The following is a 26,278-nucleotide window of genomic DNA, read 5'->3' as shown; positions in this document are numbered from 1 at the left end:
TAAACCTCTATTTACTATGAAAATAAGAAATATTTATATTATACTTCTCAGTGCTTTAGCTTTAACTTCTTGTGAAGAGGTCATAGATTTAAAATTGGACTCTGCTCCTCAAAAGTTAGTGATTGATGCATCTCTCGATTGGAAGAAAGGAGAAACAAAAGCCTATCCTGTAGTGGACATCAGTTATACGGAAGCCTATTTTGGCGATACGCCTTCACCTGCTATTGATAATGCCATTGTAAAAATCAAAGCACATACTCAAACCCAGACACAAGAGTACCAACTCTCGTTATGGGACGGTACTTCTACCATTACCACTGATAACGTAGCTACATTAAAAGGCGGTAGCCGTTATGTATTTCCCGCAGGTATCACTCCTAAATTAGGCAAGGACTATGAACTTATCATAGAACTCAACGGACAAACCTATACTGCTAAGAGCAAAATGCTTGAAGCTCCTATAATACCTTCTGACAAAATAGTACAGAAAGAAAACGGAGGCTTTTTAGGTGACCGAATAGAGTTAAAATTCTACTTTGACGGTATTAGTGATGGTGTAGCCAATGCTTATTTAGTAAGACTAACACAAAGTAGCAGTAAAAAAATTACTTACGGGACTTTGGATGATAACTATATAGCTAACCATAAGTTTTTCTTTTCGATGGCGGGATTGAACAATGATAAACTAAACAAGGGTGACATAGTTGGTATTACACTTTATCGGATTCACCCTCAATACAAAGAATTTGTGCAAATGCTTATAAGACTATCAGAAGGACAAGGTCCGTTTACTATTCCTACGCGCCCCATAGGTAATATTGTGAACAAAGGAAATTCTCGTGAGAACCCTCTTGGAGGTTTTCGGGTGGCACAGTATACTACGCTACAATATACAGTAAAATAATTGCTCGTGCAGCTCACACTACCACTTCACTTGTACCAAAAACTCGTGAGAGTTACGCGATTGTAAATTGAGATGTGTTTGAAAGTAGGTTTCAAAACCATATCCCACTGATATATAATAATTCGGAATATTGAAGAGCACATAAGAGCTAAAAGCCTTATCAGTGCGATAGGTAAGCCCTACCTCAGCACGGTTTAAATAGTCAGTAGCTACAGTGAAGTTTGTTGAGGCTTCTTGTTTTTTAGCAAGACGTATTTGTACACTTGGTTTTAGAGTAAAATCAGAGGAAATGTGCCAATGATAGCCCGCCATTGCATAATACAACATATTCTCAGCGACGGAAGTCATTACATCATTTTCCATACCCACTTTATCAGAAGCGAGCATATTGGGGATAGATAGCCCTACATAAAAGTGACGCAATTCATAATAAACTCCAGTCCCAAAGTTGAATTGGAACTTCCCCGAGATATCTTGCAAATAGGGGTCGTAGCGCGTAGCATTCTGTCCCGCATTGTACAAGTGATTATATGTGCGTATTTGGCTTATATCAATATTAAAAAACTCTCCTCCAAACTTAATTCCTCCTACAATATTAGAATGCTCGTTTATAGGCACTCTATAAGAAAAGTCCCCAAAAACACCCGTTTGTTTCTGAATAAATACTTTATTATTGGTTACTGAAAGTCCTAAGCCCACGCGGTCAGTTACCTTGTGAGTGGTAAAGAAAGTTTGCGTTTGAGGAGCTTCATTCATTCCTCGCCATTGGTTACGAATGTCTGCTGAAATAGTATGCCCCTTTTCCATACCCACTACAGCTGGATTCAGCAAGTTTTGGTGTTGTTGATAAAATATGTACGTAGGATCTATAGATTGAGCTTGTAGTGCTCCTGCGATAAGCAAAAAAACACTGATAAGTAATCTTCTTTTCATTCTGATAATAATTTCTTCTAATAAAGGATAAGAGCAAATTGTAACTACAAAGCTCCAATATTTGAGTAAAGGCAATATAAACTAACAATTAGAAACAAAAACAACTCAAACACTTAAATTCTGAATTATAATAACACTCTTTGTTTCATTTTCACCTCTTAGCCTTACCATTTAAATTGCACCAAAAACTCGTGAGAATTGCGCGACTGTAAATTCATATGGGTTTGAAAATAGCTCTCAAAACCATAGCCTATAGATACATAATAGTTAGGAATGTTAAATAACACATAAGCATTCACAGCTTTATCTGTGCGATAAGTAATCCCTAATTCTGCTCGTTCCAAAAAGTTTCCTGCTACTGTAATATCGGTCGAGGGATATTCGCCTTTGGCTAAGCGCATCTGCAAACGCGGTTTAATAGTGAAATCAGGAGTAAGACGCCAGTAATAGCCTGCTATGGTATAGAAGTACATCGTTTCGGCTAAAGAAGTCATTTGGTCGTTATCCATTCGCACCCTATCGGTAGCAAGCATATTCGGGATAGAAAAACCTACGTAAAAGTTAGGATGGTCATAATACAGCCCTGCCCCAAAGTTAGTCTGGAACTTTCCTGAAATGGTTTGCAAATAGGGGTCGTAATAATAAGTAGGGTGCATACGTGTGCCATTAGGGTAATATTGGTTATACAAGCCGTTATAATACGTCATATCACTTCCGTCTATATTATAGAAATCACCGCCAAATTTAATTCCTCCTATCAATCGCGAGTTGTACGAAATGGGTATTGCATACGAGAAATCGGCGTAAATGCCTGCTTGTTTCTGTATAAATACTTTGTTGCTTGCCAATGAAAAACCTAACCCCACGCGGTCACTCAAACGATGCGTAGTAAAAAGGGTTTGTGTTTGTGGGGCTTCGGTCATTCCTCGCCACTGGTTGCGTATATCCACCGAAATAGTGTGTCCAAACTCCATTCCCACTGCCGCTGGATTTATTAGGTTTTCGTGTTGTTGATAAAAAATGTATGTAGGGTCTGTAGCTTGTGCGTGCAAAGCACTTGTGCCTATTACCAACATACTTAATAATATCTTTTTCATAGGATTCTGTGTTTTTCTCTTCTTAATAATTAATGTAAATCCAAAGTTGTTTCTTGTTCTTTTCACTGCCGTCAATGCTGAAAATAGCTACATACGAACCTCGTGGCACTAAGGTACCATCAGATTTCTTTCCGTCCCATTGGTTCTTATACCCGTGAGCCGAGTAGACTAATTGCCCTAAGGTATTGAATATATACAGGGTGTTATTAGGGTATCGTTCAGCGCGCGCTATCACATAAGTATCATTCACCCCATCGCCATTAGGGGTAAAAGCGTTGGAGATAAGCACATAATCCACCTGTGGGTCTTGTGCATTCGGGATTCCGTCGCCATCTACATCGTCATCACAAGCGTCGCCTATACCGTCATCGTCTAAATCAGCTTGGTCTGGATTGTATACATTAGGACAATTATCTTGGTCATTTAAGAAACCATCTCCATCTATATCGTTATCGCAAGCATCTCCTATACCATCGTTGTCAGTGTCTTGTTGGGTAGTGTTAGACACGGTAGGGCAGTTATCCAAAACATTTAAAATTCCATCACCGTCCATATCGTCATCACAAACATCACCTACACCGTCATTATCAGCATCAGCTTGGTCAGGGTTGGCTACAGTCGGACAGTTATCCATACGCGAAGGTATACCGTCATTATCCATATCATCATCTTCTTTTACGGTGATATTCCCTGCATTCACCGCCAAAAATAGGTTCTCTTCAGCTTTCACCATAAACCTTCCTTGCTGCGTTTTAATAGCATCAGGCACGCTTATTTCAGCTTTCCCGTTATTGGGTAAGCCCGTAGCTAAGGTATGCGAAAAAGTAACTCCCCCGTCAGTCGAAAAGAGTATTTTCACTTTTTCGGCGTTCACAGGTGCTTTATCAGTATTAGCTACATCCCACTGCAAACTTACTTTTTGTCCTACATACCAAGTGCTTTGCTCGGTATGCGAACTCACTTTAAACGGACCCGCATCTGCACTCACTACCACATCAATGGTTTTATAAGCTGTATTCCCTGTTTGATTGCTTGCTAAAGGACGGTCGATAACCATAAAAGTCCAATGCAAGGTACGCCCTATGTTGAGCACTGTTTCCCAAGCATCTCCTTTTTTAGGATTCTGCTGGGTGAGCGTACCCGCTACTATACGTTCCAAACGCGGAATATAGCGATATGATTGTGCTGAGGGTTTCATAGAGCGTGCCGTAGCTCCTGAACGTATTGTAGGTGAAAAATAATAATTACCCGTTTCTGTATAATTGTCGCTTTCTTCCCACGTATAAAGCAATGCATCGCCATCAGTATCGGTAGCAGTACCTTCTAATAAATAGGCAGTTCCATACGGAATAGTATAGCTTTTCAAGTCGGGTATCTCAGGAGGGGTATTGCCCGTAGAATTTTCGGTAGCACAAGACTTGCCTTGTAGATTATCTGTAATGTCGTAAATAGTGCGGTGATGAAAATAAGGGTCAGCATTCTGTTGCACATCATAATATCGCGTAACTCCTGCGTAGCTCATAATAGTAGTACCACTCCCTGGTTCCATCTGCGACCCCGACCCATATTCTCTGCGATAAGAAAAAGTATGCCGTGCCCCCAGTTGATGTCCTATCTCGTGAGCTACCACATCTATATCAAAAGCACTTCTATTGCGTACGTAAGCAAACGGATAAGACGAAAATCCCTGTCCCTTGCGGTCGTTGGTACACACGCACCCTATACAACCTGCATTACCTCCTTCTGCGGCATTGTGAAACAACTGCCCTATATCATAATTAGCATTACCTATCTTGCTGTCCAAAACTTGTTGCAATACAAGAGCTTTATTGTCGTACCATTCTTTTTCGTAGTTAATACCAGTAAAAGGGTCAGTATCTTTAGTCTCATATACTACACTATCATCCGAAACTAACTGAAAAACAATCGACAGCTGCTGCCCATAGACCTCATTTACACGGTTTAGCGTACTGACTATTTGGGCAAAAGCTGAAGCCTTCCCCCAGAAATAATCAGTATATTCGTGGGTACAAGCAATTGCAATGCGAAAAGTACGTTGCATAGGTTTAGTCTGAAATGAAGGGCGTTGAGCCGCTTTACTTTCTTGCAAAAGAGTAGGCACATCCAATGTTTTACAGTCTATGAATGCTTTTTCAACATCCTTACGACGATAAACCCTGTAATAAACACCTTCTTTATCTTCTGCTTCTATAAACGAATAGCTCAACTCTTCTTCCATAATAGCATCAAGTCCATAATCGCTCCACGTAAAACGAATATGTTTAGAGGGGTCAGTTACTGATTTACCCACAAAAGTTTTAATAGAAGGATATTTGCGTGCAACTGCTTCCGAAAGAACCTGCGTAGGTGCAATGCGATAAGTAATGAGTGTTCCGTTGGCATCAGGTATCTGAACGGTAGCCTCACTGCGTCTACTATCGGTTTCCAAAGCACGTGCAAACGCCTTTTTATTCAGTGTAAAATACTGATAATTGGGGTTATTAGTAGTTACTGCTGCACTGCGCTGAGTGGAGAAATCAGCTTTGCGCCAATAACTCTGTGCCGACCCTTGTAACACCACCAAAATAAATAACCAAAAAATACTATTGTAATTGCTATATCTCAATGTTTAATTCTTTATATATTTTTAATTTCTTTTGCTTCCTCACTTAATATTCACCAAAAAAATCACTGTCACGTCCTAAAAAAGGTTGTCATAATTAATTATTGTTTTATTAGTCAAATTTTCTCATCTCCCCATTTTCCCATTCCCTCATTTTCTCATTTCCTCATTTGCTAATTAATCCGCCTCCACACACCCAGCTGTTAGCCCTCACTGGCTTTACCTTTTACCTTTTACGTCCTACCTTTTATCTCCTCGTGTGGCTCGCACTATAGTACTCAAACGCCTCGTAAATCTCTTCCTCAGGCACTACACAATCCGTTTTAGGCTTACCTATCTCCTCCAAAAGCACAAAGTGTACTCTGCCCGCTACATTCTTCTTGTCAAAACGCATCAACTCACAAATATCCTCAATATCTTCTTTATGAAAAGTTTGTTTGCTGAAATACTCACCCAACACGCTTTTCACCTTATCGCATTTATCCTTAGGGAATCCTAACTTTTTCACCGATAGGTAAGTAGCCAACACTATTCCTATCGCAATAGCTTCTCCGTGCAACAAACATTGGCGATTAGGGTTTTCCAAACAATACGACTCAATAGCGTGCCCCAGCGTATGACCGTAATTCAGTATTTTTCTCAATCCACATTCTTTCGGGTCTTGCATTACCACCTCGTTCTTTATCACCACCGATTCGTGAATAAGACTGTCTAAATCAGCTAACGAAAGGCTTCTCAAATCACACATTTTGTTCCAATAAGCCTCCGAACTAATAAGTCCGTGCTTAAACATCTCTGCCATTCCGCTACGCAATTCCTCAGCAGGTAACGTTCCTAAATATTGTGAGTCTATCACCACCCCCAACGGATTGTTTATCACTCCTACAAGATTTTTCAAAGGACCTAAATCCACCCCCGTCTTCCCCCCTACCGAGGCATCTACCATTGCCAGTAAACTCGTCGGCACATTAATAAAGGGCATTCCGCGCATATAGGTAGAAGCCACAAAGCCTCCTAAATCGGTTACCACTCCTCCTCCTACGTTTATGAGCAAGCTCTTGCGGTCGGCTCCTAATTCTGAAAGTGCGTGCCACACTTGCGTACAAGTATCGAGGTTTTTATGCAGTTCTCCCGCTTCTATTTCTATAATTTCTATCGGAATATCAGTAATGAGAGTGGGTAAAAACACAGGCAAACATCTTTCATTGGTATGACTGTCCACCAACAAAAACAACTTCGAAGGACGTTTTTCCGCAACCATTCGATTGATGAAATCAGTTCCTTCCTCATTAAAATAAACGTTGTAATTTCCAGCTCTGATAACATTTGTTTCCATCAGTACAGAATTTTTGGCAAAAGTAGTAAAATAAAAACAATTGTACAAATTCCCCTTTTCAGCACCAAAAGACCGTCATATACACAACACATTTACTCCTTCCATTCATCTTAGATTTATTGTTTCTTCGTTCATTCTTCGTTCATTCTTCGTTATTCCTTCGTTCATTCTTCGTTCATTCTTCGTTCATTCTTCGTTATTCCTTCGTTTATTCATCACTGTTGCCCTATTGTAGAGCCACTGTAGAGCCACTGTAGAGCCACTGTAGAGCCACTGTAGAGCCACTGTAGAGCCACTGTAGAGCCACTGTAGAGCCACTGTAGAGCCACTGTAGAGCCACTGTAGAGCCACTCATTGTTCGATTATCCTATAAGCTTTGTATAATCCTCTCCCAATTTCACCATTAACCATTAATCATTAACTACAAGCCTTCTTTCACCTATTGTTCGTTCATTCTTTACCTACCCTTGTGGCTCACACCACACTGTACCAAATTTGCTAATTGATAAATTATTCTTACCTTTGCCTCTCAAAAATAAACTATAATGGAAGTAAGCAAACGTTATGCACAACGCGGAGTTTCGGCAGCCAAAGACGAAGTGCATAAAGCTATCAAAAATATTAATAAAGGATTATTCCCCAAAGCCTTTTGTAAAATAGTCCCCGATTACCTTACGGGCGACGACAACTATTGTCTTATAATGCACGCCGATGGCGCCGGTACCAAGTCGGCTTTGGCATATATGTATTGGAAAGAAACCGGTGACTTAAGCGTGTGGAAAGGCATTGCACAAGATGCCCTCATAATGAACATAGACGATTTATTGTGCGTGGGAGCTGTCGATAATATTATGCTTTCGTCCACCATTGGGCGCAATAAAAACCTCATTCCTGCGGAAGTCATTTCAGCTATTATCAACGGAACAGAAGAGCTGATTGCAGAACTCTCTGCCTTTGGGGTGCATATCCATTCTACAGGGGGAGAAACTGCCGATGTAGGTGATTTGGTGCGCACTATCATTGTCGATTCTACCGTTACAGCGCGCATAGAACGCCGTAAAGTGATTGATAACGCAAACATCAAAGCGGGCAATGTGATTGTAGGACTCGCCTCCTACGGTCAAGCTACCTACGAAAACCAATACAATGGTGGTATGGGTAGCAACGGACTCACCTCAGCGCGTCACGATGTGTTTGCAAAAGTATTAGCACACAAATACCCCGAAAGTTTTGATGCCGCTGTCCCCAGTGAGCTCGTATATGCTGGCACGAAACAACTTACCGACAAGGTAATTGGCAGTCCGTTAAACGCTGGAAAACTCGTTCTCTCTCCTACCCGTACCTATGCACCCATCATCAAGAAGATATTAGAAAAGTACAACAATACCCAAATATGTGGAATGGTGCATTGCAGTGGAGGCGCACAAACTAAAATATTGCACTTTGTAGATAACTTGCATATTATCAAAGACAACCTTTTCCCTACCCCACCCCTTTTCAAACTCATTCAAGAAGAATCAAAAACCGATTGGAAAGAGATGTACCAAGTGTTCAACTGTGGGCATCGTATGGAGCTCTATGTAGAGGAAGCTGTTGCAGAAGATATTATCACTATTGCAAGATCATTTAATGTAGAAGCGCAAATCATAGGTAGGGTAGCCTCATCAGATAATAAATGTCTCACTATAAAAAGCGAATATGGTACTTTTGAATACTAAATTAAACATACGAACTGATGTACGATGGGCATTCACCTATTTCGTTATAGTAGTGTGCTTGGGTATATTTATGCGCTCGGTACAAGTAGTGGACTATCCTTTCTATTTCAATTATCGAAATATCGTGCATACTCATTCGCATTTAGCACTTTTAGGGTTTGTATACGTACTGCTCTCGGCTATTTTAGTGCGAACTTTCATTCCTCTTAACGCTCAACTTCACAAACATTACCGATGGCTGTTCTACATCACTCAGTTATCGGTATTAGGTATGTTATGTAGCTTTCCTTTTCAAGGATATGGGGCTGTTTCTATCAGTTTTTCATCAGTGTTTATCTTCTGTACCTATTTTTTTGCGAAGTTTTTTATGAAGTATGCCACTTCTCCTTTTGTAAAAATGGGAATTTGGTATCTTATCCTATCGAGTTTGGGAATATGGCTAATGCCCGTAACCATAGTGAAATATGGCAAGTTCTCTGATATGTATATGTGTGCCATTGCCTTCTTTTTGCACTTTCAATACAATGGTTTTATGCTCAGTAGCCTAATGGGACTCTTTATAAAGAAATACGGTTGGAACGTTCAATATCCTCAGCTCATCAAGCGCATATTCATTCTGTTTCAAGCGGGAATTATAGGTTCGCTTTTCATCTCTTGGGTAGGCTATTTTAGCTATCCTATTTACTATATCGTAGGAGGAGCTTCGGTGCTTATTTGGCTCATTGCAGTAGTGATGATATTGCGTTTATACCTAAAAACTCAACCTAAGAGTTTTTTAGCTACTGTATTTATCAGTTTCTTTATCGCCAAAGTAGTGATGATGTTCACAGGTGCTTTCCCTGTTCTTACGCCTTATTTGTTTAAAAACATCGACCTGTTGATAAGTTACTTGCACTTTAATTTTCTAGGGATTGTAACCATAGGTCTCTTGCTGTTTTTAGAAGAAGTATACAAAGTAAACCGATGGCTCGTTTATCTGTTTCTCTTTGCTTTTATCACCACCGAGATACTCATCACCTATAAAGGTTTTTCAGTAATTGTAAACTATCCTATTTTCAGTAATTTTTATGAATGGTTATGGGCATTCACTGCTCTTTTTTACTTTCCCGCAATAGGGTGGCTCATCGGTAGTTTTAAAATAAAATAAAGTAGAAAGTTTCGTTTTTCCAATATAAATACTACTTTTGCAAATTAGTTAGTGCAATTAGGCACATCTTTTGATATAATAACAGAACGTTTAAAGTTAATAACGAAGTTTATGAATAAAACAAAAATTTGGTCAGTACTTGTAATATTGTTGTTCACTACTCCTTTTTTTGCCCAAAACAATGAGCGCAGAAAGGTAGATGGTGTAGCAGCGGTAGTAGGTGATTATTTGATTTTAGAATCAGATATCGACAAGGCGTATATTGATTTGCAACAGCAAGAGGTAGACACTCGTGAAATCAACCGTTGCCAGATGCTCGGCAAACTGATGGAGGACAAACTCTACGCTCACCAAGCTGTGCAAGACAGTGTGAAGCTCACCGATAGCGAAGTACGTGACCAAGTGAACCAACGTATTGAGTTTTTGACCGCTCAGTTAGGTGGAGACATTAAGAAACTTTTAGAGTTCTATAAAAAAGACGACGAACAATCTATGCGCGATGAGCTTTTCAACCTCCTAAAAGTGAGTATGCTCGCTCAGCGTATGAAACAACAAATTATAAAAGATATAGAAGTAACTCCTGAGGAAGTACGTACTTTCTTCAACGCTATTCCAGCCGATGAACGTCCGCACTTTGGTACTGAATTAGAAATCGCTCAAATTGTAGTCAATCCTGTAGCTCCCAAGAGTTCGGTACAAAAAGTAATAGACCAACTCAACGATATTAAAAAAGATGTAGAGGAAAACGGTATGAGTTTTTCTACCAAAGCCATTCTCTACTCCCAAGACCGCGCTACTGGCGGACAAGTACTCACCTTCAACCGTAACTCTGCTTTTGATAAAGCTTTTAAAGACGTAGCCTTCACTCTGCGGGAAGGAGAAATATCTAAGCCCTTTGAGTCTAGCTTCGGTTGGCATATTATCCAAATGGACAAGATTCGCGGTAAGGAAGTAAGTGTACGACACATCTTGTTAATGCCTGAAATTCCTCAAGAAGCCCTCAACGAAGCTAAAGAGAAGATAGCCAAAATACGCGACCGTATTGTAAACAAAGAGCTTACTTTCGACGAGGCTGCACGTAATTTCTCCGATGAAAAAGAAACCCGCAACGATGGCGGTCAGCTCATCAACCCCGAAGATCTTTCTACTCGTTTTGAACTTACCCGTATAGAACCTACTCTTTACGCTCGCATTTCAGACCTTAAAGACAATGAGGTATCAGTACCTTTCCTCGACGAAGATAGAACAGGCAAAAAGACCTATAAGATTTACCAAATCACCAACCGTATTGAGGAACACCAAGCCGACTTTGTAAAGGATTACGTAAAGATACAAGATTTAGCTCTGAAAGAAAAACAACTGAAAGCCATCAGTAAGTGGATGAAAGAACATATTGAGAAAACTTATATTTCAGTAAACGGAGAATACAAGAACTGTAAGTTTGAAAACAATTGGCTTAAGAAATGATTAGTAAATAGTGAAAAGCAAGTTTTGTTTTTCACTATTTTTTATTACTTTTGCCTCATCAATGTTTATATAGTTCAGTATATGATTTCGGTTTACAAACTAAAACCTAAATTTCAGCAGTTGCTACACCCTATCTTGCTGTTCTTGCATCGTAAGAAAGTAACTGCAAACCAAATAACGATAGTTGCTATTTTGTTTTCTTTAATAATTGGAGTGCTCTTTTGGCAAGCCTCTGAATGTCGTTACTTCTTCTTAGCCTTACCTATAGGTTTACTCTTGCGTATGATTCTCAATGCACTTGACGGAATGATGGCTCGCGAGTTCCAGCAAACCACTTATTTAGGTGAAATCCTCAACGAATTGGGTGATGTGGTTTCTGATGTGTTTATCTTCTTCCCTTTGCTGAAATATCACCCCGAAAGCCTTTATTTAGTAGTTATTTTTATTGTGCTCAGTGTTCTTAATGAATTTGCAGGCGTAATGGGCAAAGTGTTAGGCGGTGAAAGACGCTATGAAGGACCTATGGGTAAAAGCGACCGTGCCTTACTGATAGGCATTTACGGACTTTTAGCTTTCTTGGGCGTTTCTATCACTTCCTACTCAGCGATTGTCTTCGGGATTATAATTGTTTTACTGTTCCTCAGTACCTTTATTCGTCTCAAAAAAGGACTTTATGCCCAACACTAATAGCCATAGTAAGTTTGCCGATGTACCTCTTCGCATTAGGAGTTGGGTATTCATTATTGCTGTCTTCGCCGGGGCTGTATATAGTAAACTTACAATGCGTATTTTTATATGTTGGGTGAGTTTTCAATGTTTAAAAGAGTTAGGACGGCTCTTTTCTTTCAATACCCGTTACTTACCTATTGTTATTGCTATACTACACGGCGTTTTGCTTTTCTGTTTTCCTCATTATCAAATTTATTTATTAGGAGCTATAGTTCTGCTCATTATTTCAGTTTTAGGAACTTTCTTTGTAGCCAAAAACAAAGTACTTTATATAGCTCTTTCTTTGGGTATCGTTCTATTCGCTTATCCACATTTGTTTTTTTTGCTTTCAGTACCTAACGGCTTGTTATGGGTTATTTTTTTAGTTGTTTCCACCGAACTGAATGACGTGTTTCAATACTTATCAGGTAAATGCTTTGGCAAACGGAAAATACTGCCCGAGGTGAGTCCAAATAAAACTATAGCAGGTTGCGTAGGAGGAATTTTACTCACGCCTTTTGTAAGCGTGTGTTTGGCATATACGCTCGGTTTGCAAGCGTCCCTTTACACGTGGCTACTCTTAGGGGTAGCTATTAGCTTTTTCGGCTTTTGGGGTGATGTATGTATTTCCTTTCTCAAACGCAAAGCAGGCGTAAAGGATACTGGCAATCTTATTCCTGGTCACGGCGGACTTTTAGACCGTATGGATAGCCTTTTGTTTAACAGTATATGGTTCTTTCTATGGGTACAGTAAAAACATTTCATCGCTCCTTAGTCTTCTCAGGAGGAGGTACACGTTTTGCCCTTTATGGCGGTATGTACAATGCTTTAGATGATTTAGGCAAAACTCCTTCGCTACTGATAGCCTCTTGTGGAGGTGCTTTTGCAACTCTAATCATCAATGCTTTTCCTACACATACTGCTCGCAAAGCCTACCTGCAATCCGAAGAATTTTATAACTTCATCAAGAGTCTTTCTCTCACCCCTTATAGTCAATTATACCGTATAGGCTTTTTAGCTCTAAAAAAACAATACGACAAGAGGCACGCTCCTTATATTGAAGATGTGTATCATCGCTATTTGGTAACAATGGCACAAGACCTTTCTAACCTATTGCCAAGTGTCTCGAAAGTGCACTTCTCCTCTACCCTACCTACTATTATTGTCGGTTCTAAAATGTTATTCACTCCTGATGAATGTGGCAAACGGAGAGGGGCTCGTAAGCTTTACCAAAAAGTACTCTTTACCGATACAGAAACTGCAAGACATATAAATCTGCAAGCCATTCAAATCTCTTCTGATAACTATTTACAATCGGCAGTTGCTAAAGATATTCTCCTTAAAACAGAGATACCAATGCTCACTGCTGCCCGCATTTCAGTTTCTGATATGTTCTACGTAGCTCCGGTAAATATAGCAGATAATGTGTTTGCAGGAGGCGCAATAGATTTACTACCTATAGAATTAGCAAATACTCTTTCGCAAGAAGTGATAAGAGAGGAAAAACAGCCTTATAGTTCTACTGAAGAAGCGTTAGTGCGTGCAGTTTTAGGTTTTAGTGGCAACGAGCGTTTAGCCGAAGTAGCACAATATCCCGCTTGTCTCATCAATACCCGCGATGCTACTATGGTCTTAAAAGAATTTTACTCAGAGAAGTATATCAACTGGAAGCGATGTGCGGTAGATATTCACTTTCCAAAAAGCTACGCTCACTATCGTGAACAAGTAGAAAAACAATGGGACTACGGTTATCAAACTACAATAAACGCTTTTAAACAATGAATGTATTTATCATAGGAGGCACCTCAGGCATAGGGTTAGCATTGGCAAGCTATTATCACCTACAAGGCAATCGCGTAGGTGTATGTGGAAGAGATTTGCAAAAGCTCGCTGATGAATCGCGTTTTGAGAAGTACCAAGCCGATGTAACCAATATAGTGCAATTACAAAACGTTATACAGCAATTCGTAGGTGAGAGGACTTTGTCGTTGCTCATCAATTGTGCAGGTAGTTATGCTGAAGATGTAGCAGATGATATTAGCTATGAAGAAGCTGTGGCAATGCTTCAAACCAATATTATGGGAACGGTGAACTGCTTAGAAGTTGGACGAAAAGCAATGTGCCACACAGGCGGACAAATAGTCTTACTCGCATCTATTTCGGGTATTTTAGACTACCCCGAGTCAAGCCTATACACTAAGACCAAGCGTAGTGTAATGCAAATAGCCGATGCTTATCGCCGTGCTTTGCGTCGGTATGGAATCGCAATTACTACCATTGCTCCAGGCTATGTAGACACCCAAAAACTACGCGACCTCAACCACAACGACCTCTCTAAGAAACCTTTTCTTGTAACCGAAGCCCAAGCTGTGAGGGAAATCACGCAAGCTATTACTGAAAAGAAAGCATTGCTTTTATTCCCAAAACAAATGAAATGGTTAATGCGTTTCCTCTCATATATGCCCTCTTTCCTGCTTTCAAAGATAATGTATAAGAAAGCTCATTATATGAAGAAATAAAATTTATTATCCTTTCGTTGTTGCTTTTGTCTTTAAAAATTGTACCTTTGCGGTATTAAAAACGTAAAACTGAAGAAATACAATGAATATCCAACAACTTACCGACCTTACTACGCAGGTGCGTAGAGATATCCTCAGAATGGTTCACAATGTAAATTCAGGTCACCCAGGGGGCTCTTTGGGTTGCGCTGAATTCCTTGTATGCCTCTACAACGAGGTAATGGATATCAAACTACCTTTCTCTATGGAAGGTAAAAACGAGGACTTATTCTTCCTCTCTAACGGACATATATCGCCAGTGTTTTACAGTGTATTAGCACGACGTGGGTTCTTTCCAGTAAGTGAACTGAACACTTTCCGCTTGCTCAATTCTCGCTTACAAGGACACCCTACCCCTCACGAAGGGTTGGAAGGCGTGCGCGTGGCTTCGGGTTCGTTAGGACAAGGGCTTTCAGTAGCAATTGGAGTAGCTTTGGCTAAAAAACTTAACGGCGATGACCACTTGGTATATACTCTCCACGGCGATGGTGAACTGCAAGAAGGACAAATATGGGAAGCAGCAATGTACGCAGGTGGTAAAGGAGTAGACAACCTCATCGCTACTGTAGATTACAACCACAAACAGATTGATGGACCTACCGATAAAGTAATGCCTTTGGGCAACTTGCGCGCCAAATGGGAAGCCTTCGGTTGGCAAGTAATTGATATTGAAAAGGGTAACGATATCGCCTCTATCTTAAAAGGATTGGCAGATGCCAAAGCTTTAACCGGCAAAGGCAAACCCGTGTGTATCTTACTCCATACCGAAATGGGTAATGGGGTAGACTTTATGATGGGCACTCACGCTTGGCACGGTAAAGCTCCTAACGACGAGCAATTAGCCAAAGGCTTAGCACAGAATCCTGAAACTTTAGGAGACTACTAATAAAGATTAAAAGAGCAAATCAGCTTATCGCTACGAAAGTAGAGGAAAGTCTGGACACCACAGAGCATCATAGCGGGTAACACCCGTCCGCCGTGAGGCGAGGACAAGTGCAACAGAAAGAATGTATGGGTAATGCCATAGTGAAATCAGGTAAACTCTATGAGGTGCAACGTCGCGTAAACCAGCGTTTGAGGGTTGCTCGCCCGATGTTGGAGGGTAGGCGGTTAGAGCTAATGAGCAATCATTAACCGAGATAAATGATAAGCACCTACTCAGCAAGGGTAGGTACAGAATCCGGCTTATGATTTGCTCTTTTTTATACCCAAAAAGCCAAAGGGCTGTCCTCAAAAGAGGACAGCCCTTTGGCTTTTTCAAGTTTATTTTGTAAATTATCGCTTGTCTCTTAATGACCAACCGGTTTTAAGTCCAATGATGAAGTATACCAATAGCAATTCACCTATTGCTAAGAGTATATCACCTGGAATGCGTAACCAACGTATGGTTTGCATCAAATCGGTGTGCATAAACTCCTCAGAACGCGCTGACCAATAGCCGTTTTGAATAGCTTCTACTGCTTGCATAATACCTATAGGAAGTAAGCTTCCTACCAACATCACAAGCAACCCTATATTTATCAACCAGAATGCCCAACCAAGAATCTTGTTATTCCAGTGACGATCAGGATACAAACCGCGAAGCACAAACAAGATAAGTCCAATACCAAGGATACCATATACCCCAAAGAGGGCTGCGTGTCCGTGAACTGCCGTAGTGTTCAATCCTTGAATGTAGTACAAGGCAATAGGCGGGTTAATGGCAAAACCAAAGATACCTGCCCCAAGAAAGTTCCAGAAACACATCGCAATAAAGCAATAGATAGGCCATTTGTAGGCTTTTATCCACTCAGTAGATTTAGAAATCTTGTAGTTGTGATAAGCCTCATATCCTATGAGTACCAAAGGCACAATCTCCAAAGCACTAAAAGTAGCTCCTAAGGCTAATACACCCGTAGGGGTAGCACTAAAATACAAGTGGTGGAATGTACCCAATATACCCCCTGCTAAGAATATAATGGTAGAGAACAATACCGAAGCACTCGCCACTTTCAAGCGTAACAAGCCCATACGTGAGAACAAGAAAGCAGCCACTACGGTAGCAAATACTTCAAAGAAGCCTTCTACCCAAAGGTGAACTACCCACCAACGCCAATATTCGGCGATAGCCATATGTGTTTGGCGACCGTACATCAAGCCTGCTCCATAGAAAGCGGCAATAGCTATAGAAGCCAATACAAAGAGTAATAACAAATGGCGGTTTTCGTCTTTCTTTCGTAAAGCAGGTAATAAAGCTCTTACCATCAAGAACAACCACAAGAATAAGCCCACAAGCAATAGTATTTGCCAAAAACGACCCAATTCGAGGTATTCATAACCTTGATGTCCAAAGTAGAAGTTTTCTACTAAGCCCAATTTTTGCATCACGCCAAACCATTGTCCTGCCAAAGAACCTAACACCACTATCAGTAGGGCAATAAAGAGTATATTTACCCCCAATTTTTGATATTTAGGCTCGTGTCCTGATACCGCAGGAGCTATGTAAAGCCCTGTAGCCAGCCAAGAGGTTGCTATCCAGAAAATAGCCAACTGTACGTGCCAGCTACGCGAAATAGCCTGTGGAAATATCATATCAAGGGGAATACCAAAGAAACCTCCCCCTTCTACACCATAGTGCGCTGTGATCACCCCTGCCACCATCTGTACCAAGATAAGTAACGATACTATCCAAATGTATTTAAGGGTAGCTTTCATTGAAGGTGTAGGTTTCATACCGCGCATTGGGTCTTCCGCAGGAAGATGTTCATTTTCTTCTTCCTCTTTGTTGCTTGCGTGATAATACACCAAGAGTCCTACCCCAAAAAGCAACATCAGTACGCTAAATCCTGACCACATTTGTAGTGAAGTCGAGGGGTGATTGCCTATCACAGGGTCATAAGGCCAGTTATTGGTATAGGTTACATCGCTATTAGGACGATTAGTGCTACATACCCAAGAAGTCCACGTAAAGAATGCATTCATCTGTTGCATACGCACAGGGTCTTTGATAGCATTCTTCGGAATCGCATAATGAGTGCGCGTTTCACTCAGCGAAGGGTCGTTCATAAAGAGTTTGGTGTAATACGCAGCCAACTCTTTAGCCACCTGAGCACGCTCTGGCGAGAAGGTAATCACACCTGTTTCTTGGTTAAAGGTGTTCGTACGCAACTCTTTGCGCAACTGCACTTGGTACTTCGCTTGCTCATCTTCAGGCAGGTCTTTGTACACCTTACCGTCTTTCTGAGCAAAAAGCTCTAATAGCAATACCGATTCGCGATGTAGATAATCAGCATTCCAGTCGGGTGCTATATAAGCACCGTGTCCCCAGATACTACCTACGGTCTGACCGCCCATCGATTGCCAAACATTCTGACCATCTTTAATGTCCTGCCCTTCATAGAGCACTTCCCCATTGGTCGTTACAATCCTTTCGGGAAAAGGAGGTGTTGTACGGTATATTTCTACACCGAAGAGAATCAGCACAAGGAATGAAGCAGCCACTGTTGCCCCAAGCCAAATCCATAATTTCTTAGCTGTCATAAATAAAATATATTAGTGTTTTTGTAATTTCTGGGTGCAAAGATACAAAAGATATTTGTATCTTATATATATTTTGTAGTATTTTTTTACGTCCAATTTTGAAGTTTTCTCGCAAAAAAGAAGGTTACCTATTGAAAATCAACAGGTAACCTTTCCTGTTTTTTTATGAGTTTTGTACTCCTTCTTTTCTGCTACTCTTCTTTTATTTTATCAAATGCTGAATAGTTTTCACTACTCCCGCCTCGTTATTATCGTATTCAGTCACGTAATTAGCAATAGCTTTCAAAGCCTCTTGGGCATTCTTCATCGCATAACTCATCTCAGCGGTTTGTATCATTTCCACATCGTTCATATGGTCGCCAAAAACCACTGTTTCCGATGGCAAAACACCTAATTTCTCTTGCAGACGTTTTACCGCCACCCCTTTATTCACATCACTTCGGGTAATATCAAGCCATATCTCACCTGAGACCACCACATTAAAATCATTCTCATACTTCTTCAAAAGAGGATAGCTATTAATCCTTGAAATTCCTTCATCACAAATAGTTATCTTAAAGATGTCATCATTCACTTCCGAAAAGTTCATCACCTTTGTATGAGCGGGATAATGTCTGGCTATTTCATCAAAAATAGTAACACTATCCGTCTTAATATAGGCATTCTCTCTTCCACAAAGCGCTACTCCTATCTGCCCAATCTGTTCACAAGTTTCCAATATGGGGCGAATACCATTAGGGTTCAAAGGGTTTTCAAAAAGAGTCTCCCCTTTGTATATTAGCGAAGCTCCGTTATCAGGAGCAAAAGCTATCTCGTCTTTAATAGGTGCAAAAAGCTCGTGCAAACTCTGTATTTGTCGTCCACTTGCCACGCAAAAATTAATTCCACGGGCTCGTATCTCCTTAAAAACTTCCCAAAAACTCTCAGGTACCTCCTTCTGATTATTCACCAAAGTACCATCAATATCCGTTACAATAAGTTTTATCATACATTCTAATTTTCGGCAAATATACAAAATTATTCACACATATCGTTCAAATATGGTTTTCATATATCTCAACCACCTCTTCACTTCCGTTTCACTTCGTTTTATTACCCTCAAAACCACCTCTTTCTCTCATCTTTTAATCACTCACTTTCAAATACTTATACACCCTTCCTATACCAATCGTCCAAGATTCGTATAAGCTTCCTATAAGCTCTCTATAAGCTACCCCCACCCATCTAATAGCCTTTTTTCATCAAAAAACCTCCCTCCCCTCTTCCGAACTTCTCCGATATCTTCCGAAAACTCCTATACGTCATTTTGCGGTATACACTTTGCCAAAAATTTTGCCCGTGTGGCTCACACTGCCTGTGCGGCTCGCACCTTTGGCAAAGTTGATTATTGGCATTATTAACATTTTTTTTTTGCAATTCATAATTATTTTGTAATTTTGCATCTTGAAAACTATGAAAAAACAATCGTTACACACGCGCATCTTCGCCTTTCTGCTACTGTTTTGTATGCTGAAAGTAGCCTTTCCGGTGGGTGAATTCTTTCATAATCACCACACTCAGGAAGAGTTATGCACCATAGCTACCGGCGATAAGTGTCATCACAACGCTCACCTTTCAGCGGTAGACACTCATCACGATTGTATTTTTGTACAACTGCATCAATTCTTTGCTCCTTCATTTTTTATCTATCAATTCTTAGAGCAAAGTACAACAGCAGTATTCTTCTTTATCGAAAAAGGCTTTCCTCAAAGCACCTTTACTATCTTTTCAAGAGGTCCTCCGATGTAATTAGCTGATGAGTTAATTAGTAAATTAGCAAAAGAGAAGTCATTCCTCTTCTTACCCAGCTTGCTAATTTTCAAATTCCCAAAATTTTCAAATTGATTTTATGCAAAAGATATTCAGTCTTCTGCTACTCAGTTGTGCATTCTCGCTATATGCGCAAGAAACCTTGCAACTACAAATAGAAGACACTCAAAAACTACCCTTAGGCAATGCGGTAGTGCATTTCGTTGGAAAGCACTTTATAAGCGATGCCGATGGGAAGGTAACCATAAAAAAACTCAGCAAGGGCTCTTACCCTATCAAAGTAACCTATTTAGGCTATCACGATTACGAAAGTACTGTCATCATTCCACACTCACAACCTCTTGTGATTGTAATGAAAGAAGCAGTGAGCGTACTCGAAGGGACTACCGTATCAGGGCATACAACTCAGCAGTATGTGAGAGGCTTAACCCCTTCTATCATATCTATTTCACTCAAAAGAAATAGCTTGATAGAGAAACAAGGCGACGATTTAGCCAAAGTGCTCACCTCTATATCGGGAGTATCGATGATACAAACAGGCGCAACTATTGCCAAACCGGTAATTCACGGCTTGCACAGCAATCGTATCTTAATACTCAACAACGAAGTGCGCCAAGAAGGACAACAATGGGGTGCCGACCACGCTCCCGAAATTGACCCTTTGGTAGCCGACCAAATAACGGTGGTAAAAGGTGCTGAATCGGTGCGTTATGGCTCTGATGCCTTAGGTGGAGTGATTCTCATAGAACAAAAAAAACTCCCTTATAGCGATGGTCTGCACGCCAACTTAGCTTCTTCGTTTGGCTCTAACGGACACAAATTGAGTACTACGTTAAAAGTCGAAAGTTCAGTCCCCGAGTTACCTTCTTGGGCGTGGCGTGTACAAGGAACTTTAAAACGTTCAGGCGACATCAGTACAGCTAATTACCTGCTGAATAACACTGCTGCTCGTGAAGCCAATTTCTCAGTAGCGACAGGCGTTCAGAAGGATAAAGGTTCTGCTGAAATATTTTACAGTAGGTATGAGAACGAAAGCAGTGTGTTCTACGGTTCGCATATTGGGAATTTAGACGATTTGCTCGCTCGGTTCGAAATTGGAAGACCGCTTACCACCTATCCGTTTTCGTATAGCATCAATGCGCCCAAGCAAAAAGTAGTGCACCACCTGTTAAAAGGTAAAGCGTTCTATTTCTTGCCCTTCGGAGGAAAACTCACCGCACAATACGCTTTTCAGAAAGATATTCGTCAGGAGTTCAGTGTTCGCCGAATGGACAGAACCCGCATCCCAGCCTTAAATATGGAGCTCACTACCCACGCACTCGATGTGTATTGGGAAAACGCTTACAGCAAATGGAAGAGTACCATAGGGGGTAGTTTCAACAAGCAGGACAACTACAACCAACCCGGTACGGGGGTAGTACCTGTAATCCCTAACTATGCCTCTCTTAGTTATGGTGCTTTTGCAATACAACGTTTTCAGCGAGATGCTTGGTTATTAGAAGCAGGTGTACGTTACGACTATAAGTACCTCAATGCCGATGGTTACGATATGTACTCACAGCGTTACGGAGGCGAACACAACTTCCATAATTTCACCTATACCTTAGGAGGAACAATGCCTCTTTCACGAGTTTCACAACTGAAATCTAACATAGGCGTGGCGTGGCGTGCTCCTCAGGTGAACGAACTGTACAGTAGCGGACTTCATCACGGCGCAGGTACTTATGATTTAGGTGACGATAAGCTCGAATCAGAAACAGGAGTGAAGTGGGTTACCTCACTTTTGCTAAACAATGAGAATAAACGTTGGAATGTAAATCTCGACCTTTATATTCAATATATTAAGAATTACATTTACGATTATCCTACCGGCGAAGTGCAAACCCTCTTTTCAGGCGTGTATCCTATCTTTCAGTACACCCAAGCCAATGCGTTTTTTAGAGGTGCTGACCTCGATGCTACTGTTCGTTTGTTAAACAAAAACAGAGTAGCACAAGTAGGCAATCCTACAAGTTTAGACTACCATTTGAAAGCCTCAGTAGTATGGGCTAACGAAGTGAAAACGGGGCGTTACTTTCCGTTTATCCCTGCCCCTCGTTTCAGTCAGTCGCTAGAATATAACAAAACGCACCGCAACAGTTTATTAAGCCGTATGAGTGCTAGCATAGGGCATACTTTTGTAGCCAAGCAAACACGCTTTGAGCCCTCACAAGAGTTAGTACCTACTACACCCGATGCCTATCACCTTTTCGAGGCGAGCATAGGAGGTACTTTGGATATAGGAAAACGCCAAACCCTGGACATAAGGTTATCCGCCGAAAACCTTTTTAATACTGAATATAAGGAATACACCAATCGTTTTAGGTATTATGCCCACGATTTGGGTAGGAACGTATATTTAAGAATAAATTACAATTTTTAAACACTATTAAAATGAAAAAGACATCTTATCATTTAAAAGCTATTAGTCTAATAGCATTAGTATGTTTTACAATGGGCAGTTGTAGTAAAGACAACACTAAACCCACTCCTCCAACCGATGAAACCAAAGACAGAGGGCACGATATGCCCGACAAAGTGCAGTTTATCATTACCAATTTAGGAACTAACGAGGTGCAAGAGCGCACCGCCAACAAGTCAGCTAAAGGAATAGTGTATGACATCACCGAGCCTATAAAATGGCAAGTGGGACACGAATATCGTTTCGAGATTGTCTATTACAACAATGGAGCTCGTATGAACCACGAGTTTGTAAGTGCCAAAATGGCTCCTATTCATCAGCACTTCTTTCAGTTATTTCAAGGAGAGTATCCTAAAGATGAAGCAGGAAGAACCGCTATGGTAACGGCTATGAACAAAGCGGTAAGCTATGTATATCAGGATACCGACCCCGAAAATGGTACTTACGGCACACAAGGAGTGAAATTGCGCTTGCGCACTTGGGATAAAACCAACCCTGAGCAACGCGACCCTATTGGACTAAAAGGCGTCTTTCACATTAAAGACGAGGCTACCGCAGGTGATTACAAGTTGCGCATCAAGTTAGCACACTTTCTTATTGCTAATAAGCTCAACCCTAAAACTCAAGAAGAGCGTCCATACAACGTAGTGGAGTATTCTAACGCCTTTCAATTAGACTCTGATATGATACTCCCTATACAGATTATTCGTTAGCTGTGTGTATTATGAACTTTGCCAAAATTTTAAACTTTGGCAAAGGTGATACCTTGCTAATACATTATTTACAAAACAATAACTTTTAATATTAAAAAACGATGAAAAGAATATATTATATCTTAAAAATCAGTTTATTTTTACTATTTGTAACAATAACCCTAAATTCTTGCAGTAAGGACAAAGACCCAGAAAACCGTATTATTACAGACCCTACTGAATTTGTGTGGAGCAAACTCGAAGTGCGCTTTACCAAAGGGCATTCTCACGGCTATTTTCACGGAAACCCCGATTACCCTGTGAAATACCTCAAAACAGTACAACGTTTCTATTTTAATAACATAAATGGAGTGCCTACCCCTGCCACCGATAACCCAACTGCTATCCGCTGGGAAGGAACTGATGTAGTGGCTGATAATCACCACGATGAAGATGAGGACGAAGATGCGCTCCACAATCACCAGCACAATGCAGGCGTGAGCTTATACGGTATAGAATTGATTTTTTACGACAAAGACGGCAAGCGTGTAAATGCACAACTGAGCACCGGTGATGCTCCCAATCACTACCAATTCTTCTTTATTGCCAATAATTTTGCAGCAGTAGCCAGCAATACAACTGTACCTACCCAAGCTGAAGCACTCGACTACAAATATCGTGACACTAATCCTGAAGAGTTGTACATCAAAGGCGGTGGTTTTGATAAAAACCCTAATGCCCCTAAAGGAGTACTTCGTAAAGAGCAGATAGGCTTGAAAGGCTTTTTTGAAGTAAAAAGAACCTATATAAACTTCGATTTGCAAATCGTATTAGGTGTTTTCGCTACCAAGCCCGCAAATCTAGCCTATAATACTGTGCCTGCTAATAAAGTGTTAGATGTAAAAATACCTATACATATCTACACAGACCTTTTGCGAGAAGACAAGACGGTAGAAGATGCAATGCGCGAATTTGGCGTTAGTAAAGCCGAAATAAAAAAAGATCAAGACGACATTATAGCTTCTGATCTTTCTCCTGAAAGCAGTGGTACCTTTTTATAATTTTGTGTATATCACTTAGCAATAATAAAAGAGACTGTTCTTTTTTAAGGAACAGTCTCTTTTTTAAACAATAAGTAAAGCTAATAAAAACAGTTTATACTCGTTTTACTCCTATTACCCTCCGTTCATTCTATATCTATCCGCGTGTTTTGCACCGTTCATTGTTCGTCTTTTGTTCGTCTTTTGTTCGTCTTAGCTTTGCTCTTCCTTCAAATAAACATTGATATTCAGATACATTTTCCTCCTCAAAACATTTTTCTCTCTTTACTTTTCACTAAAATATCTCAACTTGCTCACAGCATAAAAAGTTATCAAACGAGTTAAAACAATTGTATGAAGTTATAACACACCTTTTACTCTCTACCTTTTATCTTTCACCCAAATTGAGAAATTATCTCATCAAAATTTGCACATTCAAATAATTGTTGTAATTTAGCCGAAATTTTTGAATTGTATCAACAACTAAAAACAACTATACTATGGGAAAAGGATTTTTTAAGGTTCCTAAAGCTACCAATGAACCCGTAAAAAGTTATGCGCCAGGAAGTACTGAGCGTGAGGCTGTACTACAAGCCTATAAAGAATTGTGGAATACTAAAGTAGATGCCCCTCTCTATATTGGAGGTGAAGCCGTACGTACAGGTCAGACAGGTGAAATGCATTCCCCTCACGACCATAAGCACTCATTGGGTGTTTACCACAAAGCGAGCAAAGAACACGTGCAACAAACCATTGAAGCAGCGCTAAAGGCGCGTACTCAGTGGGCTAATCTTGCGTGGGAAGAACGCGCTGCTATCTTTTTAAAAGCTGCCGACCTTATTGCAGGTCCTTACCGTGCTAAAATGAACGCTGCTACTATGATAGCGCAGTCTAAAACCGTACACCAAGCCGAAATAGATTCTGCTTGCGAGCTGATAGACTTCTTGCGCTTTAATGTGCAGTTTATGGCTAATATCTATAACGACCAACCTAACTCTTCCGAAGGCGTATGGAATCGTGTAGAATACCGTCCGTTGGAAGGTTTTGTATATGCTGTTACACCTTTTAACTTCACCGCCATCTCAGGTAACCTCCCTACCAGTGCTGCCCTTATGGGAAATGTAGTCATTTGGAAGCCTAGTACTTCACAAATTTTTTCGGCTGAAATGATAGTAGAAGTCCTCAAAAAAGCAGGTTTACCCGATGGTGTTATCAACGTATTGCACGGCGATGCAGCTATGATTACCGATACTGTTTTAGCAAGCCCTCATTTTGCAGGTATTCATTTTACAGGCTCAACCGAAGTATTCCAAGATATTTGGAAAAAGATAGGTAACAATATTCATCTCTATCGCTCTTATCCTAAAATTGTAGGTGAAACAGGTGGTAAAGACTTTATCATCGCCCACCCAAGTGCTTGCCCCAAACAAGTAGCTACGGCTATTACTCGTGGAGCTTTTGAATATCAAGGACAAAAATGTAGTGCTGCTTCTCGCGTGTACTTACCTAAATCGAAGGCTGACGAAACGCTGAAATTGGTAAAAAAAGATGTACTCTCTTTCAAAATGGGTTCTCCCGAAAACTTTGAGAACTTCATCACTGCGGTAATTCACGAACATTCTTTCGATAAATTAGCTAAATATATAGACCAAGCTAAAAAAGACAAAGATGCCGAGATATTTGTAGGTGGTGGATATGATAAAAGCAAAGGGTACTTTATAGAACCTACTGTTATTGTTACTACCAATCCTCATTATACCACTATGGAAACCGAACTTTTCGGACCTGTAGTAACTGTGTATGTATATGATGACTCTAAATGGGAAGAAACCTTGAAACTCGTTGATGAAACTTCAGTTTATGCACTCACAGGAGCTGTATTTGGTACTTGTCGTTATGCGTTAGACGAAGCAGTAAAAGTACTCGAAAACGCAGCGGGTAATTTCTATATCAACGATAAACCTACGGGAGCCGTAGTAGGGCAACAACCTTTCGGTGGCGCACGCGCCTCAGGTACTAACGACAAAGCTGGGTCTGCCCAAAACCTATTACGCTGGGTATCGCCACGCCTTATCAAAGAAACTTTTGTACCACCAGTAGACTATCGTTATCCATTCTTAGGATAATAAATAAAATTTTAACTTTGCCAAAGTTTTCTGCCCGTGTAGCTCGCTCCTTTAGCAAAGTTTCTCTTAAATCTATATAAAAACAGTTCCCTTACAAACACTTGTACTTGTGGATTGTCCCTCTTCGGAGGTCGGGGGCT

General features: G+C 40.5%; 21 protein-coding genes and 1 other RNA gene. 15 read left to right on the top strand and 7 right to left on the bottom strand.

What is annotated here, in order from left to right; translation table 11 throughout:
• Nucleotides 1–16: 16 nt before the first annotated feature.
• Nucleotides 17–904 (top strand): DUF4249 family protein, encoded by an 888-nt coding sequence (locus tag HW279_RS07480; protein WP_178958518.1) that lies wholly within the window; start codon nt 17–19, stop codon nt 902–904.
• An 18-nt stretch (nt 905–922) separates the two neighbouring features.
• Here the strand turns inward: HW279_RS07480 and HW279_RS07475 are convergent, their stop codons facing one another.
• From HW279_RS07475 to HW279_RS11170, 5 genes are all read right to left on the bottom strand, one after another.
• Nucleotides 923–1,837: a PorP/SprF family type IX secretion system membrane protein gene (locus HW279_RS07475; RefSeq protein ID WP_178958517.1), complete on the bottom strand. Its 915-nt coding sequence runs from the start codon at nt 1,835–1,837 to the stop codon at nt 923–925.
• 164 nt (nt 1,838–2,001) lie between these two features.
• Nucleotides 2,002–2,934 (bottom strand): PorP/SprF family type IX secretion system membrane protein, encoded by a 933-nt coding sequence (locus HW279_RS07470; protein ID WP_002677100.1) that lies wholly within the window; start codon nt 2,932–2,934, stop codon nt 2,002–2,004.
• A gap of 22 nt (nt 2,935–2,956) precedes the next feature.
• The gene (locus HW279_RS07465; RefSeq protein ID WP_178958516.1) at nt 2,957–5,560 is read right to left on the bottom strand and encodes a thrombospondin type 3 repeat-containing protein; all 2,604 of its coding nucleotides are present in this window, start codon (nt 5,558–5,560) and stop codon (nt 2,957–2,959) included.
• Nucleotides 5,561–5,804: 244 nt separating this feature from the next.
• Nucleotides 5,805–6,893 carry a 3-dehydroquinate synthase gene (aroB, locus tag HW279_RS07460; protein ID WP_178958515.1) on the bottom strand — a complete coding sequence of 363 codons (1,089 nt, stop codon included), beginning with the start codon at nt 6,891–6,893 and terminating at the stop codon, nt 5,805–5,807.
• Nucleotides 6,894–7,119: 226 nt separating this feature from the next.
• The gene (locus HW279_RS11170) at nt 7,120–7,248 is read right to left on the bottom strand and encodes a hypothetical protein (RefSeq protein ID WP_015781899.1); all 129 of its coding nucleotides are present in this window, start codon (nt 7,246–7,248) and stop codon (nt 7,120–7,122) included.
• 190 nt (nt 7,249–7,438) lie between these two features.
• Between HW279_RS11170 and HW279_RS07455 the strand changes: the two genes are divergently transcribed.
• The 9 genes from HW279_RS07455 to rnpB all read left to right on the top strand — a co-directional run bounded on the left by HW279_RS07455 (nt 7,439) and on the right by rnpB (nt 15,694).
• Nucleotides 7,439–8,611, top strand: coding sequence for an AIR synthase related protein (locus HW279_RS07455; protein WP_178958514.1), 1,173 nt, complete (start codon nt 7,439–7,441; stop codon nt 8,609–8,611).
• Nucleotides 8,592–9,758 (top strand): hypothetical protein, encoded by a 1,167-nt coding sequence (locus HW279_RS07450; RefSeq protein ID WP_178958513.1) that lies wholly within the window; start codon nt 8,592–8,594, stop codon nt 9,756–9,758. The genes HW279_RS07455 and HW279_RS07450 overlap by 20 nt, the downstream gene beginning before the upstream one ends.
• 111 nt (nt 9,759–9,869) lie before the next feature.
• On the top strand, nt 9,870–11,225 hold the full coding sequence (locus HW279_RS07445) for a peptidylprolyl isomerase (RefSeq protein ID WP_178958512.1): 1,356 nt from the start codon (nt 9,870–9,872) through the stop codon (nt 11,223–11,225).
• An 81-nt stretch (nt 11,226–11,306) separates the two neighbouring features.
• On the top strand, nt 11,307–11,912 hold the full coding sequence (locus HW279_RS07440) for a CDP-alcohol phosphatidyltransferase family protein (protein ID WP_178958511.1): 606 nt from the start codon (nt 11,307–11,309) through the stop codon (nt 11,910–11,912).
• Complete coding sequence (locus HW279_RS07435) at nt 11,899–12,687, top strand: phosphatidate cytidylyltransferase (RefSeq protein ID WP_178958510.1); 789 nt, start codon at nt 11,899–11,901, stop codon at nt 12,685–12,687. The genes HW279_RS07440 and HW279_RS07435 overlap by 14 nt, the downstream gene beginning before the upstream one ends.
• Nucleotides 12,675–13,715: a patatin-like phospholipase family protein gene (locus tag HW279_RS07430; RefSeq protein ID WP_178958509.1), complete on the top strand. Its 1,041-nt coding sequence runs from the start codon at nt 12,675–12,677 to the stop codon at nt 13,713–13,715. Before HW279_RS07435 ends, HW279_RS07430 begins: the two co-directional genes overlap by 13 nt.
• Nucleotides 13,712–14,452 (top strand): SDR family NAD(P)-dependent oxidoreductase, encoded by a 741-nt coding sequence (locus HW279_RS07425; RefSeq protein WP_178958508.1) that lies wholly within the window; start codon nt 13,712–13,714, stop codon nt 14,450–14,452. The genes HW279_RS07430 and HW279_RS07425 overlap by 4 nt, the downstream gene beginning before the upstream one ends.
• Nucleotides 14,453–14,534: 82 nt before the next feature.
• Nucleotides 14,535–15,377, top strand: coding sequence for a transketolase (locus HW279_RS07420; RefSeq protein ID WP_178958507.1), 843 nt, complete (start codon nt 14,535–14,537; stop codon nt 15,375–15,377).
• Nucleotides 15,378–15,388: 11 nt separating this feature from the next.
• Nucleotides 15,389–15,694: RNase P RNA component class A (gene rnpB / locus HW279_RS07415), an RNA gene on the top strand.
• A 72-nt stretch (nt 15,695–15,766) separates the two neighbouring features.
• Here the strand turns inward: rnpB and HW279_RS07410 are convergent.
• Together HW279_RS07410 and HW279_RS07405 are read right to left on the bottom strand one after the other, a co-directional pair.
• Nucleotides 15,767–18,010, bottom strand: coding sequence for a nitric-oxide reductase large subunit (locus HW279_RS07410; protein ID WP_178958506.1), 2,244 nt, complete (start codon nt 18,008–18,010; stop codon nt 15,767–15,769).
• Nucleotides 18,011–18,212: 202 nt separating this feature from the next.
• The gene (locus HW279_RS07405) at nt 18,213–18,998 is read right to left on the bottom strand and encodes an HAD family hydrolase (RefSeq protein WP_178958505.1); all 786 of its coding nucleotides are present in this window, start codon (nt 18,996–18,998) and stop codon (nt 18,213–18,215) included.
• Nucleotides 18,999–19,516: 518 nt separating this feature from the next.
• On the opposite strand from HW279_RS07405, the gene HW279_RS07400 reads away from it, so the two are divergent.
• From HW279_RS07400 to pruA, 5 genes are all read left to right on the top strand, one after another.
• Nucleotides 19,517–19,798: a hypothetical protein gene (locus HW279_RS07400; protein ID WP_178959042.1), complete on the top strand. Its 282-nt coding sequence runs from the start codon at nt 19,517–19,519 to the stop codon at nt 19,796–19,798.
• A 100-nt stretch (nt 19,799–19,898) separates the two neighbouring features.
• Nucleotides 19,899–22,241: a TonB-dependent receptor gene (locus tag HW279_RS07395; RefSeq protein WP_178958504.1), complete on the top strand. Its 2,343-nt coding sequence runs from the start codon at nt 19,899–19,901 to the stop codon at nt 22,239–22,241.
• An 11-nt stretch (nt 22,242–22,252) separates the two neighbouring features.
• Complete coding sequence (locus tag HW279_RS07390; protein ID WP_178958503.1) at nt 22,253–22,993, top strand: hypothetical protein; 741 nt, start codon at nt 22,253–22,255, stop codon at nt 22,991–22,993.
• A gap of 101 nt (nt 22,994–23,094) precedes the next feature.
• Nucleotides 23,095–24,033: a hypothetical protein gene (locus tag HW279_RS07385; RefSeq protein ID WP_178958502.1), complete on the top strand. Its 939-nt coding sequence runs from the start codon at nt 23,095–23,097 to the stop codon at nt 24,031–24,033.
• Between the two features lie 479 nt (nt 24,034–24,512).
• Entirely contained in the window at nt 24,513–26,138 is a 1,626-nt protein-coding gene (gene pruA, locus HW279_RS07380) for an L-glutamate gamma-semialdehyde dehydrogenase (protein WP_178958501.1), read from the top strand.
• Nucleotides 26,139–26,278 lie beyond the last annotated feature (140 nt).

It is taken from the genome of Capnocytophaga sp. oral taxon 903 (assembly GCF_013394785.1).
Taxonomy (GTDB): Bacteria; Bacteroidota; Bacteroidia; order Flavobacteriales; family Flavobacteriaceae; genus Capnocytophaga; species Capnocytophaga ochracea.
The sequence above is the reverse complement of the archived record's forward strand: the minus strand, read 5'-3'. Positions and strand labels throughout refer to the sequence as shown.

Coding starts and splice junctions, on each gene's coding strand:
- HW279_RS07480 (WP_178958518.1), top strand. CDS start 17: ATGAAAATAAGAAATATTTATATTATACTTCTCAGTGCTTTAGCTTTA.
- HW279_RS07475 (WP_178958517.1), bottom strand. CDS start 1,837: ATGAAAAGAAGATTACTTATCAGTGTTTTTTTGCTTATCGCAGGAGCA.
- HW279_RS07470 (WP_002677100.1), bottom strand. CDS start 2,934: ATGAAAAAGATATTATTAAGTATGTTGGTAATAGGCACAAGTGCTTTG.
- aroB (WP_178958515.1), bottom strand. CDS start 6,893: ATGGAAACAAATGTTATCAGAGCTGGAAATTACAACGTTTATTTTAAT.
- HW279_RS11170 (WP_015781899.1), bottom strand. CDS start 7,248: ATGAGTGGCTCTACAGTGGCTCTACAGTGGCTCTACAGTGGCTCTACA.
- HW279_RS07455 (WP_178958514.1), top strand. CDS start 7,439: ATGGAAGTAAGCAAACGTTATGCACAACGCGGAGTTTCGGCAGCCAAA.
- HW279_RS07450 (WP_178958513.1), top strand. CDS start 8,592: ATGGTACTTTTGAATACTAAATTAAACATACGAACTGATGTACGATGG.
- HW279_RS07445 (WP_178958512.1), top strand. CDS start 9,870: ATGAATAAAACAAAAATTTGGTCAGTACTTGTAATATTGTTGTTCACT.
- HW279_RS07440 (WP_178958511.1), top strand. CDS start 11,307: ATGATTTCGGTTTACAAACTAAAACCTAAATTTCAGCAGTTGCTACAC.
- HW279_RS07435 (WP_178958510.1), top strand. CDS start 11,899: ATGCCCAACACTAATAGCCATAGTAAGTTTGCCGATGTACCTCTTCGC.
- HW279_RS07430 (WP_178958509.1), top strand. CDS start 12,675: ATGGGTACAGTAAAAACATTTCATCGCTCCTTAGTCTTCTCAGGAGGA.
- HW279_RS07425 (WP_178958508.1), top strand. CDS start 13,712: ATGAATGTATTTATCATAGGAGGCACCTCAGGCATAGGGTTAGCATTG.
- HW279_RS07420 (WP_178958507.1), top strand. CDS start 14,535: ATGAATATCCAACAACTTACCGACCTTACTACGCAGGTGCGTAGAGAT.
- HW279_RS07410 (WP_178958506.1), bottom strand. CDS start 18,010: ATGACAGCTAAGAAATTATGGATTTGGCTTGGGGCAACAGTGGCTGCT.
- HW279_RS07405 (WP_178958505.1), bottom strand. CDS start 18,998: ATGATAAAACTTATTGTAACGGATATTGATGGTACTTTGGTGAATAAT.
- HW279_RS07400 (WP_178959042.1), top strand. CDS start 19,517: ATGCTGAAAGTAGCCTTTCCGGTGGGTGAATTCTTTCATAATCACCAC.
- HW279_RS07395 (WP_178958504.1), top strand. CDS start 19,899: ATGCAAAAGATATTCAGTCTTCTGCTACTCAGTTGTGCATTCTCGCTA.
- HW279_RS07390 (WP_178958503.1), top strand. CDS start 22,253: ATGAAAAAGACATCTTATCATTTAAAAGCTATTAGTCTAATAGCATTA.
- HW279_RS07385 (WP_178958502.1), top strand. CDS start 23,095: ATGAAAAGAATATATTATATCTTAAAAATCAGTTTATTTTTACTATTT.
- pruA (WP_178958501.1), top strand. CDS start 24,513: ATGGGAAAAGGATTTTTTAAGGTTCCTAAAGCTACCAATGAACCCGTA.